The following is a 15951-nucleotide window of genomic DNA, read 5'->3' as shown; positions in this document are numbered from 1 at the left end:
TGATCTTTCTCAAGCCAGGACCGCACCGGCGCCCGTTCGCGCATGCGTGCCATCTGCAAACGCGGCAGCTTGCGGAGCCATGACGGTCCCGCAAGCCACCCGATCGCGCCGCCCCCGCGGGATCGCTATTTCTCGCCGCCGCCCAACGTGTGCACGTAGACGGTCAGCGCCTTGATGGTCGGCTCCGGCAGACGCGCGCCCCAGTTCGGCATCACGCCGCCGCGGCCGTTCAGGATGCCCTGCATGATGGTTTGCTTGTCCGAACCGTAGAGCCAGATCTTGTCCGTCAGGTTGGCCGACCCAAGCTCGCGGTTGCCCTTGCCGTCCGGACCGTGACACACGGCGCAATTGTCGGCGAAGACCTTCTTGCCCAGCGCGAGATCGGCGCCGGCTTCCGGCGCGAGCCCCGACAACGACCGCGCATAGTCGGCCACCGCCGAGATTTCGTTCGGCTTCAGCACGCCGTTGAAGGGCGGCATGTTGCCCGAACGGCCCTGATCGTCGCCGGAGCGCACGCCATGGGTGATGGTCTGTTGGATGTCGGCGAGCTTGCCGCCCCAGAGCCAGTCGTCGTCGTTGAGGTTGGGATAGCCCTTGGCGCCGCCGCCGCCCGCGCCGTGGCACGGCGCGCAGTTGTCGGCAAAGGCCACGCGGCCGACGGCACGCGCGAAGTCGAGCAGTTGCGGGTTGCCCTCGATCTCGGCGACCGACGCGGTCGACAGCTGCGCCATCATCGGGCCGCGCTTGGCTTGCAGCTCCTGCATGTCGGTGACGATCGCCTCGCGGGCGTGCCAGCCGAACAGGCCCTGCGTCGACGTGGTGAGCAACGGCCAGGCCGGATAGACGAGCCAGTAGCCGACCGACCAGATGATGGTGAGATAGAACAGCCAGAGCCACCAGCGCGGCAGCGGCGTGTTGAGCTCCTGAATGCCGTCCCAATCATGGCCGGTTGTCGCGGTGCCGGTCAGGGCATCGACTTTGTGTTCTTCAGCCATGGCTTAGTCCTCTCGCAACGGAATGCGGGCCGCTTCATCGAACTGCTGCTTGCGCGAAGGCCACAGCGCATAAGCCAGCACCACCATGAACACGGCGACGAAGTAAGCGAGCCCCCAGGTCTGGGCGAACTCGGCTAAAGCGCGGTAGGTCGGGTCCATGGCGATTACCGGATGTTGGCTTTGTCGTCGTAGAGCTTGAAGTCGACCTGCGTGCCCAGCATCTGCAGATAGGCGATCAGCGCGTCAGCCTCGGTGATGCGGCCGGGATTGCCGTCGTAGTCGCGCGCCTGCGCCTTGGGATAGCGCTTGGCGAGGTCGGTGGCGTCGGCGCTGTCGGTGGTCGACTGCGTGACGACGTCCTGCTTGGCGCTGGCAATCATCTCCGGCGAATAGGGCTCGCCTTCCAGCGCCAGCGTCTTCAGGTCGTTGTCGATGTGGGAGAAGTCGAGATCGGTCCGCGCCAGCCAGCCGTATTCGGGCATGACCGAACCCGGCACCACCGAGCGCGGATTCCTCAGATGGTCGCGGTGCCAGTCGTCGGAATACTTGCCGCCGACGCGCGCCAGATCGGGACCGGTGCGCTTGGAGCCCCACTGGAACGGCCGGTCGTACATGCTCTCGGCCGCGAGCGAGTAGTGGCCGTAGCGTTCGACCTCGTCGCGCAAGGGACGGATCATCTGCGAGTGGCAGAGATAGCAGCCCTCGCGCACATAGATGTTGCGGCCGGCGAGTTCGAGCGGCGTATAAGGCCGCACGCCTTCGACCTTCTCGATCGTGTTCTTGAGGTAGAACAGCGGCACGATCTCGACGAGACCGCCGATCGCGATCACGACCAGGATGCCGATCACGAGGATGATCGAGTTCTTTTCGAAGATCGCGTGTTTTTGCCAGAGAGACATCATTACCCCCGCTTATTCCGCCGGCGCCAGCGCCACACCGGCCGGCTTGGCCTCTTCCGCGGCGGTCACGGTTTTCCAAAGATTCCAAGCCATCACGATCGCGCCGGCCAGGAACAACAGGCCGCCGAGCGCGCGGATGACATAGAAGGGATGCATCGCTTCCACGGTCTCGACGAACGAGTATTCGAGGAAGCCGAGATTGGTGTAGGCGCGCCACATCAGGCCCTGCAGGATGCCGGAGACCCACATCGACGAGATGTAGAGCACGATGCCGATCGTCGAGATCCAGAAGTGCCAGTTGACGAGCTTGAGCGAATAGAGCGGCCGGTTCCACAGCCATGGGATCAGGCAGTAGAGCGCGCCGAAGGACACGTAACCGACCCAGCCGAGCGCGCCGGAGTGCACGTGGCCGATGGTCCAGTCGGTGTAGTGCGACAGCGAGTTGACGATCTTCACCGACATCATCGGGCCTTCGAAGGTCGACATGCCGTAGAACGCCACCGACACCACCATCATGCGCAGCACCGGATCGGTGCGCAGTTTGTCCCACGCGCCGGACAGCGTCATGATGCCGTTGATCATGCCGCCCCACGACGGCATCCACAGCATGATCGAGAAGGTCATGCCGAGCGTCTGCGCCCAATCCGGCAGCGCCGTGTAGTGCAGATGGTGCGGACCGGCCCAGATGTAGAGGAAGATCAGCGCCCAGAAGTGGATGATGGAGAGCCGATAGGAATAGACCGGCCGCTCCGCGCGCTTCGGGATGAAGTAGTACATGATGGCGAGGAAGCCGGCGGTGAGGAAGAAGCCCACCGCGTTGTGGCCGTACCACCACTGCACCATCGCGTCCTGCACGCCCGACCAGACGATGTAGGACTTCGGCGAGAACAGCGACACCGGCACGGCGGCGTTATTGCCGAGATGCAGCACGGCGATGGTCAGGATGAAAGCGAGATAGAACCAGTTGGCGACGTAGATGTGCGGTTCCTTGCGTCGCCAGATCGTGGCGAGGAAGACCAGGAAATAGGTCACCCACACGATGGTGAGGAACAGGTCCGAGTACCATTCCGGCTCGGCGTATTCCTTGGACTGGGTGATGCCGAGCAGATAGCCGGTACCGGCGATGACGATGAAGAAGTTGTAGCCGAGCACGACGAACCACGGCGCGATGTCGCCGGCGAGGCGCGCGCGGCAGGTGCGCTGCACGACGTAGAACGACGTCGCGATCAGCACGTTGCCGCCGAAGGCGAAGATCACCGCCGAGGTGTGCAGCGGACGCAGCCGCCCGAAGGTCGTGTAGGGAATGCCGAGATTGAGATCGGGGAAGGCCAGCTGCAGCGCGATGATGAGACCGACGGTGAAGCCGGCGAGGCCCCAGAATACGGCGGCGACCGACGAGAACTTGACCGGTCCGAAGTTATAGTTCGGCTTGCCGTTGATCTCGAGCGGGGCCGGCTCGGCCGGACGGTCGAAGTAGCGGTTGATGATAACGAAGACCGACGCGATGCTGGCCGCGGCGAACAGATAAGCGTGGAACGCGTATTCGGGCGTGTAGGCCTTGGCCGCGACGACGATGGAGAGCAATGCGAGAGCGGCGAGCGCCAGCGCCGATCCCCCCTCTCCAATGGTCATGGTCTTCTGGGGAGCAATCGCGTTCGCCATGATGTCGATTCCACTTTTAGCTGGCCGGTGGGATTTGCAGAGGGCCTAGGTGGTATTTACGGCGCTGCACCCAAGGCAACTTTGACACACGTCAAATTGACGGCTCAGTTGCGGTCGCGCCAATGCTGCCAGCCCCAACGACGTGGCCCGGCCGTGTTCAAGCGGGCTTTTTGTTCGTCGTTGAGCGTCGCATAGAACGCATCGAAAGCAGGCCGCACGGTCTTCACGGCCGTCAGCATGGCCTCCATGCGTTTTTCCATGAGTTCGAGCCGCGCCGGCGCACTGGCCGGCCACTCGGTCGGACAAGCGGCCTTGATCGACTCGGCGGCCTTGGTCGAAGCCGTGCGCAGATCATCGAGCGCCTTGCGCTGGGTCTCCGTCGGCTTCACCAGTTCCTCGATGCGCTCCATGCGCCATTCGGCAAGGCCGGCGCCTTGCGGGCTGCACATCCAGCCCATGCCGCGCCCGCCGCCCCGCCCCATCATGCCGGGGCCCATCATCATGCCAGAGCCCCAGCCAGGCCCGGACGGCTGAGCAACGACGGTGGCGGTGAGAATGATGGAAGCCAGAACAAAGGCGAGGACAGGCGCGAGCAGCTTGGTCATGGCGCGTCTCCGGCAGTCGCGTTGCGGGTGCTTTAAGGTTTGTTGCAGTCTGCAACGCCGGCGCCGGACCAGCCTTGACGCACATCAACCGAAGCCGCGCGCTTAAGGCGACAGCGCGAACTCGCGCTCGACATCGGCCACGGAGATCTGCGGCTTGGGCGCCGGCGCGACCGGCGCGCGATCGCCACGGAACAGCACGCCGAGGCTGAAACCGTCGTCGCCCATCGCCAATGCCGTGGCGGCGGCGCGGTCCTGCTCGATCGCCTGCGACGCGGGACGCACCATTCTCTTCCACTCGCGCTGCTCGGGACGGAAGGTGACGCAAGGGCTCAGCACTTCCAGGAAAGCAAAGCCCGGCCAGCGCAGACCATCGACGATCAAATCGGCAAGGCCGTTCGGATCGCCGGAAAAGCCGCGCGCGACATAGTTGGCGCCCGACGCGATGGCGACCGCGAGCGGATTGAACGGCCGCAGGCCGATGCCGCCGGGCGCGATCTCGCTGTCCCAATCGGCTTCCGTCGTCGGCGACGGCTGGCCCTTGGTCATGCCGTACACGCGGTTGTCCATCACGATGTACAGCATGTCGACATTGCGCCGGCAGGCATGGATGAAATGATTGCCGCCGATCGAATAGCCGTCGCCATCGCCGCCGACGACGATGACTTCGAGATCCGGCCGCGTCAGCTTCAGGCCGGTGGCGGCGGCGAGCGCGCGGCCGTGCACGCCGTGGAAGCCGTAAGTGCTCATGTAGCCCGGCAGGCGCGACGAGCAGCCGATGCCGGAGACCAGCACAACTTCATGCGACGGGCGGCCATGTTTTGCGAGCGCGCGCTCGAGCGAGGCGAGCACGCCGTAATCGCCGCAGCCCGGACACCACACCGGATGCGCCCCGGAGGAAAAGTCCTTGGCGCTGAAGACGCAATGCGGCTCGGTCGTGGCTTCGGTGAGGGTGTCGGTCATGGCGCATCTCCGTTAGTCGCTGTCGTCCCGGGCGACTGAGCCCTTGCGAAGGAGGCCCGGGACCCATACGCCGCAGTCTCTCGATAGCGCACGGCGTATGGGTCCCCGCCTTCGCGGGGACGACAAAAAACCGCACGGCACAAATAAAATTCACACCACATAGCTTGCGATCTCCGACGGCCGGAACGGCAACGGGCCCGGCCGCGCGACGCTTTCGGCGTTCGGCGGAATGGCCTTCTGGCCGACGAGGTAGTGATAGAGCTGGCCGCTGTGGTTCTGCTCGATCACGATGATGCGGCGCGCGCCGGCGAGCGCGCGGCTGAGCGCTTCGGTCGGCAGCGGCGCGATCACACGCAACGCCACGACGCGCATCTGATGACCGGCCGCCGACAGCCGCCGCGCCGCTTCGCGCGCCGCGCCGATGGTCGAACCGATGGCCAGCACCACCGTATCCCCCGTGCCCCAGGTCTCGCCCCAATAGGCGCCGGGGTCGAAGCGCGCGATCTTCTTGGCGCGTTTGTTGATCTGCGCCACATGCGGACCGGCGCCGCTCGCCGGCAGTCCGGCTTCGTTATGGGACAGCCCTTCCGCCACCCACTCATGCTGCGGCGTGCCCGGCAGAGGCATCGGCGTCACCGGATCGCCACCGATCGCGTAGCGCTTGAACGGCTTGCTCGCCGCCGCGCCATTGAGGCGGCGCTTGAGCGGCGCCGGCCGCTTGTCGCTCGGATCGATGACGGTCGTTGCCTGACCGAGCGCCTGATCGGATAGGACGATGACCGGCGTCTGCAACGACTCGGCGACATAGACCGCGTACTCGGCGGTGGTGATGCAATCCGCGACGGAGACCGGCGCCATCACCACGCGCGGCGCATCGCCATGCGCGCCATAGAGCGCGAGATTGATGTCACTCTGTTCCGTCTTGGAGGCGATGCCGGTCGAAGGACCGGCCCGCATGACGTCGACCAGCACCAGCGGACTCTCGGCTGCGACGGCAAGACCGAGGCTTTCGACCATCAGAGAGAAGCCGGGCCCGGCCGTGACCGTCATCGCCGGGGTGCCGCCATAGGACGCGCCCAGCGCCAGATTGATGGACGCGAGTTCGTCCTCACCCAAGACGAGCCGGCCGCCGAGCTTTATCAGATGCGGCGCCAACCACTCGACGAGATCGGTCGCCGGCGTGATCGGGTAACAGCCGACGAAACGCACGCCGCCGCGCAAGGCGCCGAAAGCGATCGCCTGGTTGCCGCTGATGAGCCAGCGCGCCGCGGCGGTCGGGGCATCGAGTCGGACATTCAACGTCAGGCTGGCCGCCGCGGCGATGCCGGCGGCCGTGCCTTTGGCATTGGCTCCGATGACGTCAGCGCCCTTGTCGGAGAACACCGCTTCGGCCGCGGCCTGCAAATTGGCTTCGTTCAGACCGATGAGCGCGCCGACGAGCCCCGCGGCGAACATGTTGACGCGGCGGCCGAGCAGACCGCGTTCGAGCTTCGTCGCGTTGCGATCGCCCATGGTCAACGCGACCACACGGCCTTTCGATTTCGCGATGCCGGGCGGGACGGCACCGGCGGCCGGATCGGCGATGATGACGCTCGCTTCATCGAGCGGGATTTCGGCGGCGAACTGCTCGACCTTCTCCCAATCCAGGGCGACGAACAGATCGTAGCGGTCCGGCTGGCTATCGATCGGTTGGGTGGACACTTGCACCAGAGCGGCGGACTCGCCGCCGCGCACTTGCGCGCCGAACAGCTGAGTCATCAGGCCGTAGTAACCAGCGTGAGCAGCGGCGCGGAGCAGCACGGCCCCGGCGCTCATCGCGCCGGAACCGCCGCTGCCTGCGAATACTATGGCAATTGACGTACGTGGCACCGACCGCGCTCCTTAAACGTATCCGAGCCAGCGCCAGTAGGTCGCGCCGAGCAGGAGCGTCAGCGCATAGGCCAACACCGTGATGACGATGCCGGTGCGCACGAAGTCGCGGACGACAAAGGTCTCCGTGCCGTAGGCGACCATGCCTTGCGGCGAGTTCACCGGCAGAATGAAGCCGAACGACACGACGAACTGCAGGACCAGCGTCATGCCGAGCACGCTCAGACCCGGCGTCTGCACCTTCTGCATCACGGCGATCACGATCGGGATCAACGACGACGCGAGCGCGGTGGCGCTGGCGAATCCAAGATGGATCACGATCAAGAAGGCTGCCATGACGGCGAGGATCGCCAGGATCGGCAGATGATTGAGTCCGAACCATTGCACGATCAGGTTGGCCAGCCATTGCGCCGCCTGCGTCTGCAAAAGTGCCGTGCCGAGGCTGATGCCGACGCCGAACAGAACGATGGTGCCCCAGGGGATCAGCGCATTGGCCTTCTTCCAGTCCATCACGCCGACGCCGGGCAGGAACAACAGCGCCACCGCGACGACCGTGGTCGTCGACGAGTCGAACTTGTGGAGGACGCCCTCGGTCGCCCAGAAGCAGAGAAGGACGAGCGAAATCGCCAGGAGCCGGGCCTCTTTGCCCGTCATGGGGCCGAGTTCGGTCAGCGACTTCTTTACCGCCGCCTGGCCGCCGGGGACTTCCTCGGCCTCAGGCGGCATCATCCACATCATGATCAGATAAAGGCCGATCGACATCAGGATCGAGAACGGCGCCGCCGCAATCAGCCAGCTCAGCCAGGTGATGTCGTGGCCGAGCGTCTTCTGAATGAAACCGACGGCAACCATGTTCTGTGCCGCCGCCGTCTTGATGCCGACGTTCCAGATGCTTACCGCCTGCACGGTGGTGATCATCAACAGGCCGGCGAAACGGCTTTTCTTGTCGACGCCGAAGGCGAGGATGATGCCCATCATGATCGGGATGACGGCGGCCGCACGCGCCGTCGCGCTCGGCACAAGGAAGGCGAGAACCGTCGACACGATGATGCTGCCGATCACCACGCGGCTGGTGCGCGCGCCGACGCGCGCGAGAATGACGAGCGCGATGCGCCGGTCGAGACCGGTGATGGTCATCGCCGCCGCCAGGAACAGCGCGGCGGCGACCAGGGTCAGCGCGGTGTTGCCGAAGCCGCTCATCGCCGTGGTGAGGCCCTGCACCGTGCCGATCAATACGTTCGGATTGGTTACGCTCGGCGACGTCCCGAGCAGAAACGCCATCAACGCGGCGATGACCACGGCGCTAATGGCGTAATCGAGCGCCTCGGTGATCCAGACGATGACGGCGAAGCCGAAGATCGCCAGCATGCGATGACCGGCAATCGGCAGGCCGGCCGGCGTCGGCAACAAGAGAATAGCGATAAGGACCGCAGTGGCGGCCAGCAGGCCCCAGTTCGACGCGAGCCAGCTTTTCTCCTTTGGCGAAGCCGGGGCGGCCGGCCGCGCGGACGGTTGAGCGGCAACAGACATAGGTTTTCTCCGAAGCATGAGCCTGCTTGGAGCGCCATGATCCGTCGCGATGGCCCGCTCGCGTTGAGCAAGATCAAAAATGTGGTAGCCGAGAGATCAGGAGAACTGCGTATCGGCCGCGCTGCACTGCGTCATCGCGTCGTCACAGCCGGAACACCTCGCGAAAGACAAAGGCGCGCGCCGCGCCTCATCGGAGGCCGCAGCCGCGCGCCTTTTCCACGCTCCTGATGGTCAGGCAGCGGACTTCACTTCGACCTTCTTGGCTTGCGCCGGCGCCGGCTTCGGCACCGTCACCTTCAGCACGCCCTTGGCGATAGTGGCCTTGATCGCGTCGGCGTTGACGCCTTCCGGCAATTGGAGCGACCGCTCGAATGCACCGTAGCTGCGTTCGACCAGGCGATAGTTCTTGTCCTTCTCTTCCTTCTCGGCCTTCTTCTCACCGCGGATGGTGAGGAGATTGTCGGCGACGTTGATCTGAACGTCCTTTTCCTCGAGGCCGGGAAGTTCGGCCGTGATCTCGATCTCCTTGTCGGTCTCCGTCACGTCCATGCTGGGCAACAGCTTGGCGGCGCCGTTGCCGCCGAGTGCCGGCAGTCCGCGCGAGAAGTCATCGAACAGACGATCGATCTCGCGCTGCAAGGATACGAACGGGCTGACCGAGCCGGCAAAGCCGTGCTCACGGCCAACCGGGAGCATTGATTTGAGGTTCATGAAAGTCTCCACCGTTTTCGAACAGAGGGAGCCGGGCATGTCCTGTCCTGGCGGCTGTAGAACACCACCAGCGATGCTCGGCCTCCTTGAGGCAAGTCAAACGGCATGCGCTACACCGGACGCACGGGACCCGCCGGGCGCACACGCGCAACGAACGGGAGCGCCAGAATTATTCTATCTTTACTTGGCCGCGAGCGCTTTTAGTCTCACGTTTATTACGTCGCGATGCGCGAGAAAACCCCGATTTTATTGACTTATATTCATCTCGGTGGTGCAGGACAACCACCCGGCGCGGCCATTCAGTTCATGAGCGATTTACCGGCCAGCGCTATCTCATGCGTGGGCGCGACTATGTCGATCGGTGACACCGATGCGCAAGCTCGTGAGCAGGCTGCAAGTTACATCCCGTGCATTCGCGCGATCGAAACGCGGCAACGTCGCCATCACATTCGCGCTGGCCGCGATACCGCTACTCGGCTTTATCGGCGCGGCCATCGACTATAGCGCGGCATCCGCTGCGAAGGTCGATCTGCAATCGGCGCTGGATTCCACCGCCCTGATGTTGGCGCGCGAGGCCGCATCCGACAGTTCCAGCCAGCTGCAGACCCATGCGTCGCAATACTTCACCGCGGTATTCCGGAAGCCGCAAGCCTCGAACGTTGCGATCACCGCCACCTACACATCGAGCGGCGGCTCGCAGGTGACGGTCGCCGGCTCCGCCAGCATCGCAACCGCGTTCATGTCGATCCTCGGCTTCCCCTCGCTCAACATCAGCGGCTCCTCGACCACCAAATGGGGCATGTCGCGTCTGCGCGTCGCGCTGGTTCTCGACAACACCGGATCGATGGCACAATACGGCAAACTGAGCGCGCTGAAGACCGCGACGCAGAACCTGCTGTCGCAGCTGCAAGCCGCCGTCACCACGAACGGCGACGTCTACGTGTCCATCATCCCCTTCGTGAAGGACGTCGATCTTGGCGCCGGCAACTATGCCGCGTCGTGGGTCGACTGGACGGATTGGAACAGCAATAACGGGACCTGCAGTTCCGGATGGGGCTGGGGCGGCACCACCAAGAGCACATGCAGCGGGACCTGGACGCCGGCAAACCACAATACGTGGAACGGCTGCGTCACCGACCGCGGGACGTCATCGGCGCCGAGCTCCGGCAATTACGACACGAACGTCGTCGCCCCCTCCACCGCCATCGTCGCGACGCTCTACGCCGCCGAGCAGTATTCGTCCTGTCCGCAGGCGGCGATGGGCCTCAGCTATAACTGGTCGGCCATGAACACGCTGGTGAACAACATGGCGGCGAACGGCAACACCAACCAGGCCATCGGGCTTCAGCTCGGCTGGATGTCGCTGGTCGGCGGCGGTCCGTTCACCGCTCCCGCGCAGGACCCGAACTACACCTATTCGCAGATCATCATTCTGCTGACCGACGGTTTGAACACTCAGGACCGCTGGTACAGCGATCAGGGCTCGATCGACGCTCGTCAGCAGATGACCTGCAACAACATCAAAGCGGCCGGGATCACGCTTTACACCATTCAGGTGAACACGGACGGCGATCCGACCTCGACGCTCCTGCAGAACTGCGCCAGCAGCACGAGCGATTTCTTTCTGCTGACCTCGGCCAATCAGATCGTCACGACCTTCAATACGATCGGCACGAATCTGAGCAAATTGTACGTCGCCAAATAGCGCGCCCCACACCGCGACCGGGCTGCGCCTTATATCGATGGAAAAGGAATGCCCGCCGGGAGTCCTGGCGGGACAGGCAGGCGGCCTCCCATCGCGGCGCGAATTGGAGTGGGACGGACCGCACCGTCGGATTCGATCTCTTATTGACTTAAAACTTCTTTCTTGTTCGGCTGGGTTGCCGGCCACCATGACGATTTGCACCGGGGGCGCGATCGTCGATGCCGTATGCGCCGCCGTCTGGCGCGGCCGCGGGCCAGGAGGGGACATGTCCGCGGACGCGACAATTCGCGAATGCAGCCGTAAGAAGCAATGGCGCGCCGTGATCGCGGCCTCGATCGGCAATGCGCTCGAATGGTTCGACTTCATCGTATTCGGCTTCTTCGCCGGCACGATCGCGGGCTTGTTCTTTCCGACCGGCAACGAGACCGTCTCCCTGTTGCTGACCTTCGCCACCTTCGGCGTGACTTTCTTCGTCCGGCCGCTCGGCGCCGTCGTGCTCGGCACCTACGCCGACCGGCACGGCCGCAAGGCGGCTTTCAGCCTGACGATCGTGCTGATGATGGCCGGGACGGCGATTATCGCCGTGACGCCGAGCTACGCGTCGATCGGCGTGCTGGCGCCGGCGTTGATGGTGGTGGCGCGTCTCCTGCAAGGCATCTCAGCCGGCGCCGAGTTCGGCAGCGCCACGGCCTTTCTCGCCGAACAGAACCCGGCGCGCCGCGGCTTTTTCGGGAGCTGGCAGTTCGCGAGCCAGGGTTTGACGACGATCCTGGTGACGATCGTCGGCTTCGCACTGACCAGCACGCTCACGGCCGCGCAGATGTCCGATTGGGGATGGCGCGTGCCGTTTTTCCTCGGCCTGCTCATCGGCCCTGTCGCTTATTACATCCGCCGCCACGTCGACGAGACGGCCGAGTTCAAAGCCATTCAGACCAGCGAGCGCCCGCTGCAAGAGACCCTCGCCGGCGGCAAGAAAAGGCTCGCGATCGCCTTCGGCGCCGTGGTGCTGTGCACGGTCGGCATGTACACGATTCTGTTCATGCCGACCTATGCGACGCGCCAGCTCGGCCTGCCGGCCGCCGGCGCTTTCGCCGCCGGCTTCTTGAGCGGCGTGATTCAGTTCGCGCTTATTCCGATTGTCGGCGCCTGGAGCGATCGCATCGGCCGTCTGCCGGTGGCGTTCGCGTCCGCGACCGCGGTGCTGATCGCGATCTATCCGCTGTTCTGGTGGCTGACGGAACAGCCATCGATCGCAACGTTGCTCGTGGTCGAAGCGATCATGGGCTTGCTGCTCGCCGGCTATATGGGCGGACTGGCCGCGCTTCTATCCGAGTTGTTCCCGACTCGCATGCGCACGACGGGCCTGTCGATCAGCTATTCCTTCGCGGTGGCTTTGTTCGGCGGCTTCGCGCCGTTCATCAACGCTTGGCTCATCGGCGTCACGAACAACAATCTCGCGCCGAGCTTTTATCTCATGTTGGCTGCCACACTTAGTCTCGTCGCGCTCGTCGCGGCGCGGAAGCTCGGCATCAGATGACCGAGCCGACACATGCGAATTGCGTCGTCGGTACTTCCGTACAGCGATATGCACAGCCATAGCGCGTAATATTACAAACAACATCCATCGCGCTAACCGCTTAACGGCGTATTAGCCAGTTTAAATCTCGATACGGCACGCGGTTCCTTAAGAACTTTGCACAATGATACGTTCGCTTTTCTCAATCACGGACTGGGCACTTCGTCGGAATCGATCATGCGGCGTCCGCCAATCATATCTCGGATTGCCGACCGCCTGACCGGCTTCACGCCGGATCGGGATTTGCATTTCGAGTTGGTGCGGGGACTCTACAACGCCACCAGCACGCCCAATGCCATTCTGGGCGCGACCGCGGCAGCGCTGGTCGTGGTCGGCACCGCGGGCGCGCTGAGCGACGACAAATTCTTCACCATCTTGTTCTTCGGCTTCCTGCTTGTCGGCATCGCGCGAAGCCTGGGCAGCAGACGCTATTTCCAGATCGAACACGACCCGACCGCCATCGACGAAACGAAGCGGTGGGAACTGAACGCGCTCGCCGGCGCGTGGTCGTTCGCCCTCCTCGTCGGCATTACCGGCGCCTACGCCCTGTTCAACCACGCCGGCACCGACGTCGAGATCCTCATCAGTTGCTGCGTCATCGGCTATATCGCCGGCGCATCGTCGCGCAACGCCAGCCGTCCGCTGATCACCATCGGCCAGATCAGCCTGACCTGCCTGCCCTTCCTTGCCGCGTTGATCCTGCGCGCGGACGTCGTGCACACGATACTCGCGACGTTCATCGCGATCCTGTATTTCGGAACGATCATCGTCAGCCGCAGCGTGTTCGAGAACATCGTCCAGCGCCATCTCGCGTTCAAGCGCGTCGAAACGCTGGCCCGTCGCGACGCTCTGACCGGTATCTGGAACCGTGGCGCTTTTCTCGAGCTCATCGAGAAGCGATTTGCCGCCTCCGCCGGCGCTAACGGCCACCTTGCGCTGATTTCGATCGATCTCGACCGCTTCAAGGACATCAATGACACGCTGGGGCATCCGGTCGGCGACAGCGTGTTGAAGGAAGTCGCCGAACGGATTCAGTCCGTCGTCATGCCGGGCGACGAAGTATCGCGGGTCGGCGGCGACGAGTTCCTAGTGATGCTGGCGGATGGGCGCGCGCGCGACGTCCATAACGTGGCCGAAGCCATACTTGCCGTGTTGGAAGATCCGTTCTTCACCGCCGAAACGCGGAGCATCTGCGGCGCGAGCATCGGCTATGCGGTCGCGCCGCAGGATGGCGCCTCGCTCGATGTCCTGCTGCGCAACGCCGACCTCGCGCTCTACAAGGCGAAGAACATCGGCCGCGGGCAGATCGTCGCCTACACAGCGACGCTGTCGACCGACTACGACAAGCGCGTCGCGCTCGAACACGAGCTGCAGTTCGCGCTGGATAACCACGAGCTCTATCTCGAGTATCAGCCGATCGTCGACCCGAGATCGGGCCGCGCGATTTGTTGCGAGGCCCTGCTGCGTTGGCGGCATCCGACGCTCGGCATCATCCCGCCGGATGTGTTCATCCCTATCGCCGAGGCCACCGGCTTGATCGTGCCTATCGGCACATGGGTGTTGGTGACGGCTTGCACCGAAGCCATGACCTGGCATTCGGACGTCAAGCTCGCGGTCAACCTGTCGCCGGTCCAGTTCCGGCGCGGTCGCGAAATCGTCGATTTGGTGACCCGCATCCTGACCACGACAGGGCTGCCGCCGCGGCGGCTCGATCTCGAGATCACCGAATCCGTTCTGCTCGACGACAATGCGGCAACGATGTCGCTGCTCGAGGACCTGCGCTCGCTCGGCGTCGGCATCTCGCTCGACGACTTCGGCACGGGCTTCGCCTCGCTCGCTTACCTCAACGACTTCCCGTTCTCGAAGATCAAGATCGACCGGAAATTCACGCAGGATATCGACGAGTCGCCGCGCACGCTCGCGATCATCAAGGGCATTTCGCAGATCGCACGCGAGCTCCATATCGAGCGGGTCGCGGAAGGCATCGAGACCTTCGCCCAACTCGAGCGCGTGCAAAGCTTCGGCATCAACGCCATTCAGGGTTACGTATTCAGCAGGCCCGTCGCCGCAGCGGTGCTGCGCGAACTTATCAAGCAGCCGATCCTGCCGATCGTCGGCTCGCCGTCCACGGCCACGCACCACACCGGCATCGGCAAACGCAACAGGATCGCGTCTTAACGACGGCGACCCTCGTCCCTGCTCCGTGTGCGCTTATCGCGACAGCAGGCGGTGCAGCACGGCCATGCGCATGAACTTCGACAGGCGCACCTGTTCGAAATACATGGCGTTGGGCAGCTTGTCGCAAGCCGGCGCGATCTCGTCGAAGCGCGGCAGCGGGTGATACAGAAGCGCGGTCGACCGCGTGCGCTCGATCTTCTCGGGCGTGATCGTATAGGCCTCGGGCGTCGCGTGCGGCGCGACATAATCCGACGCGGCCGGCTCGCCGATGGCGGACATGTCGTACGGCGCCATCATGATGGCGTCGCACTCGATCAATGCCGTCTCGATCGTCGAGATGCGCCGATGCGGGATCTGGAACTCGGCGATGGCCGAAAGCACGTCCGCGGGAATGTCGTATTTGTCCGGCGGACAGAACACGATCTCGCGCGGCCCCTCGAAACGCAACAGCTGCATGAGCGAACGCACCACGCGGCCGCGTGGATCGCCGCCGAACGCCAGGCTCTTGCCGCGCAACGTGCCGAGGCCGCGCCGCAACGCATAGATGTCGATGAGGGCCTGCGTCGGATGCTCGTTCCAGCCGTCGCCGGCATTGATCACCGGCGCCTCGGCGTGCGCCGCCATACGCGCCGCTGCGCCGGGCTCGTGGTGACGCACGACAATGGCATCGCACAGACGCGAAACCACGGCCGCGCAATCTTCCAGCGACTCGCCGATCTTGGCGTTGGAGCGCGACGCCGACATGTCGTCCATGCCGATCGCGTGCGCGCCGAGCGCCACCGTGGCCGCTTCGAAACCGAGGCGCGTGCGCGTGCTCGATTGAAAGAACAGCAGGCCCACCGCGCGCCGGCTTAGTTGTGCGGGAAGAAAGCCCGCTTCGAAATCGTCGGCGAGTTGGCAGAAGTCGTCGACGTCGTCGATCGTGAATTGGCTGGCGCTGAGAATGTGATTGAACGGCGCCTTGCGGACCGGCTCCACCAGCCGATTGCCAGGCGCGCCGACGGCTTTGTCAAAATACTCGAACGAGACATACGCCATGACACACCTCACTGCCGAAAAAGGCAGTTAACAAAAGGTTAACGCAACCACCCCGCGTTAACGAACTATTAACCTAAAGTGCATGAGGTGTAAATTCCCGACTGCCGAACCTTGCAGCGTTACTAACCGTAACGCAGCAACGATTCGATCAATGGTTGCGTTTTTATCATCTGCGCGGATTGATGAGTCGCGATCGACTACGCTTTGCGGCGCGCGCGTTTGG

At 64.0% G+C, this 15951-nt stretch carries 13 protein-coding genes; 3 read left to right on the top strand and 10 right to left on the bottom strand.

Features of this window, described 5'->3' with window-relative positions; all coding sequences use genetic code 11:
- Positions 1–125: 125 nt before the first annotated feature.
- The 9 genes from ccoP to DW352_RS20750 all read right to left on the bottom strand — a co-directional run bounded on the left by ccoP (position 126) and on the right by DW352_RS20750 (position 9231).
- On the bottom strand, positions 126–995 hold the full coding sequence (gene ccoP, locus DW352_RS20790; RefSeq protein WP_115693125.1) for a cytochrome-c oxidase, cbb3-type subunit III: 870 nt from the start codon (positions 993–995) through the stop codon (positions 126–128).
- Between the two features lie 3 nt (positions 996–998).
- Entirely contained in the window at positions 999–1154 is a 156-nt protein-coding gene (locus DW352_RS20785; protein WP_115693124.1) for a cbb3-type cytochrome c oxidase subunit 3, read from the bottom strand.
- A gap of 5 nt (positions 1155–1159) precedes the next feature.
- Positions 1160–1894, bottom strand: a complete 735-nt coding sequence (gene ccoO, locus DW352_RS20780) for a cytochrome-c oxidase, cbb3-type subunit II (RefSeq protein ID WP_115694526.1) — start codon at positions 1892–1894, stop codon at positions 1160–1162.
- A 12-nt stretch (positions 1895–1906) separates the two neighbouring features.
- Positions 1907–3556 carry a cytochrome-c oxidase, cbb3-type subunit I gene (gene ccoN, locus DW352_RS20775; RefSeq protein ID WP_115693123.1) on the bottom strand — a complete coding sequence of 550 codons (1650 nt, stop codon included), beginning with the start codon at positions 3554–3556 and terminating at the stop codon, positions 1907–1909.
- Positions 3557–3660: 104 nt separating this feature from the next.
- Entirely contained in the window at positions 3661–4161 is a 501-nt protein-coding gene (locus DW352_RS20770) for a Spy/CpxP family protein refolding chaperone (RefSeq protein WP_115693122.1), read from the bottom strand.
- 102 nt (positions 4162–4263) lie between these two features.
- Positions 4264–5121 (bottom strand): 2-oxoacid:ferredoxin oxidoreductase subunit beta, encoded by an 858-nt coding sequence (locus DW352_RS20765; RefSeq protein WP_115693121.1) that lies wholly within the window; start codon positions 5119–5121, stop codon positions 4264–4266.
- A gap of 150 nt (positions 5122–5271) precedes the next feature.
- Positions 5272–6990 carry a 2-oxoacid:acceptor oxidoreductase subunit alpha gene (locus tag DW352_RS20760; protein WP_245434201.1) on the bottom strand — a complete coding sequence of 573 codons (1719 nt, stop codon included), beginning with the start codon at positions 6988–6990 and terminating at the stop codon, positions 5272–5274.
- A 12-nt stretch (positions 6991–7002) separates the two neighbouring features.
- Complete coding sequence (locus DW352_RS20755; RefSeq protein ID WP_115693119.1) at positions 7003–8520, bottom strand: DASS family sodium-coupled anion symporter; 1518 nt, start codon at positions 8518–8520, stop codon at positions 7003–7005.
- A 231-nt stretch (positions 8521–8751) separates the two neighbouring features.
- Complete coding sequence (locus DW352_RS20750) at positions 8752–9231, bottom strand: Hsp20/alpha crystallin family protein (protein ID WP_115693118.1); 480 nt, start codon at positions 9229–9231, stop codon at positions 8752–8754.
- Positions 9232–9601: 370 nt separating this feature from the next.
- Between DW352_RS20750 and DW352_RS20745 the strand changes: the two genes are divergently transcribed.
- The 3 genes from DW352_RS20745 to DW352_RS20735 all read left to right on the top strand — a co-directional run bounded on the left by DW352_RS20745 (position 9602) and on the right by DW352_RS20735 (position 14690).
- Positions 9602–10936: a pilus assembly protein gene (locus DW352_RS20745; RefSeq protein ID WP_115693117.1), complete on the top strand. Its 1335-nt coding sequence runs from the start codon at positions 9602–9604 to the stop codon at positions 10934–10936.
- A gap of 265 nt (positions 10937–11201) precedes the next feature.
- Positions 11202–12473: an MFS transporter gene (locus DW352_RS20740; protein WP_115694525.1), complete on the top strand. Its 1272-nt coding sequence runs from the start codon at positions 11202–11204 to the stop codon at positions 12471–12473.
- Between the two features lie 216 nt (positions 12474–12689).
- A complete protein-coding gene (locus DW352_RS20735) occupies positions 12690–14690 on the top strand; it encodes a putative bifunctional diguanylate cyclase/phosphodiesterase (RefSeq protein WP_162827097.1) in 2001 nt (666 codons plus the stop codon).
- A gap of 33 nt (positions 14691–14723) precedes the next feature.
- Here the strand turns inward: DW352_RS20735 and DW352_RS20730 are convergent, their stop codons facing one another.
- Positions 14724–15728 (bottom strand): aspartate/ornithine carbamoyltransferase family protein, encoded by a 1005-nt coding sequence (locus tag DW352_RS20730; RefSeq protein ID WP_115693115.1) that lies wholly within the window; start codon positions 15726–15728, stop codon positions 14724–14726.
- Positions 15729–15951 lie beyond the last annotated feature (223 nt).

The organism is Pseudolabrys taiwanensis, assembly GCF_003367395.1.
Lineage (GTDB): Bacteria > Pseudomonadota > Alphaproteobacteria > Rhizobiales > Xanthobacteraceae > Pseudolabrys > Pseudolabrys taiwanensis.
This window is presented reverse-complemented; position numbering and strand designations above follow the sequence as displayed.

Coding starts and splice junctions, on each gene's coding strand:
- DW352_RS20735 (WP_162827097.1), top strand. CDS start 12,690: ATGCGGCGTCCGCCAATCATATCTCGGATTGCCGACCGCCTGACCGGC.
- DW352_RS20765 (WP_115693121.1), bottom strand. CDS start 5,121: ATGACCGACACCCTCACCGAAGCCACGACCGAGCCGCATTGCGTCTTC.
- DW352_RS20755 (WP_115693119.1), bottom strand. CDS start 8,520: ATGTCTGTTGCCGCTCAACCGTCCGCGCGGCCGGCCGCCCCGGCTTCG.
- DW352_RS20770 (WP_115693122.1), bottom strand. CDS start 4,161: ATGACCAAGCTGCTCGCGCCTGTCCTCGCCTTTGTTCTGGCTTCCATC.
- DW352_RS20740 (WP_115694525.1), top strand. CDS start 11,202: ATGTCCGCGGACGCGACAATTCGCGAATGCAGCCGTAAGAAGCAATGG.
- DW352_RS20745 (WP_115693117.1), top strand. CDS start 9,602: ATGCGCAAGCTCGTGAGCAGGCTGCAAGTTACATCCCGTGCATTCGCG.
- ccoO (WP_115694526.1), bottom strand. CDS start 1,894: ATGTCTCTCTGGCAAAAACACGCGATCTTCGAAAAGAACTCGATCATC.
- ccoN (WP_115693123.1), bottom strand. CDS start 3,556: ATGGCGAACGCGATTGCTCCCCAGAAGACCATGACCATTGGAGAGGGG.
- DW352_RS20750 (WP_115693118.1), bottom strand. CDS start 9,231: ATGAACCTCAAATCAATGCTCCCGGTTGGCCGTGAGCACGGCTTTGCC.
- DW352_RS20785 (WP_115693124.1), bottom strand. CDS start 1,154: ATGGACCCGACCTACCGCGCTTTAGCCGAGTTCGCCCAGACCTGGGGG.
- ccoP (WP_115693125.1), bottom strand. CDS start 995: ATGGCTGAAGAACACAAAGTCGATGCCCTGACCGGCACCGCGACAACC.
- DW352_RS20730 (WP_115693115.1), bottom strand. CDS start 15,728: ATGGCGTATGTCTCGTTCGAGTATTTTGACAAAGCCGTCGGCGCGCCT.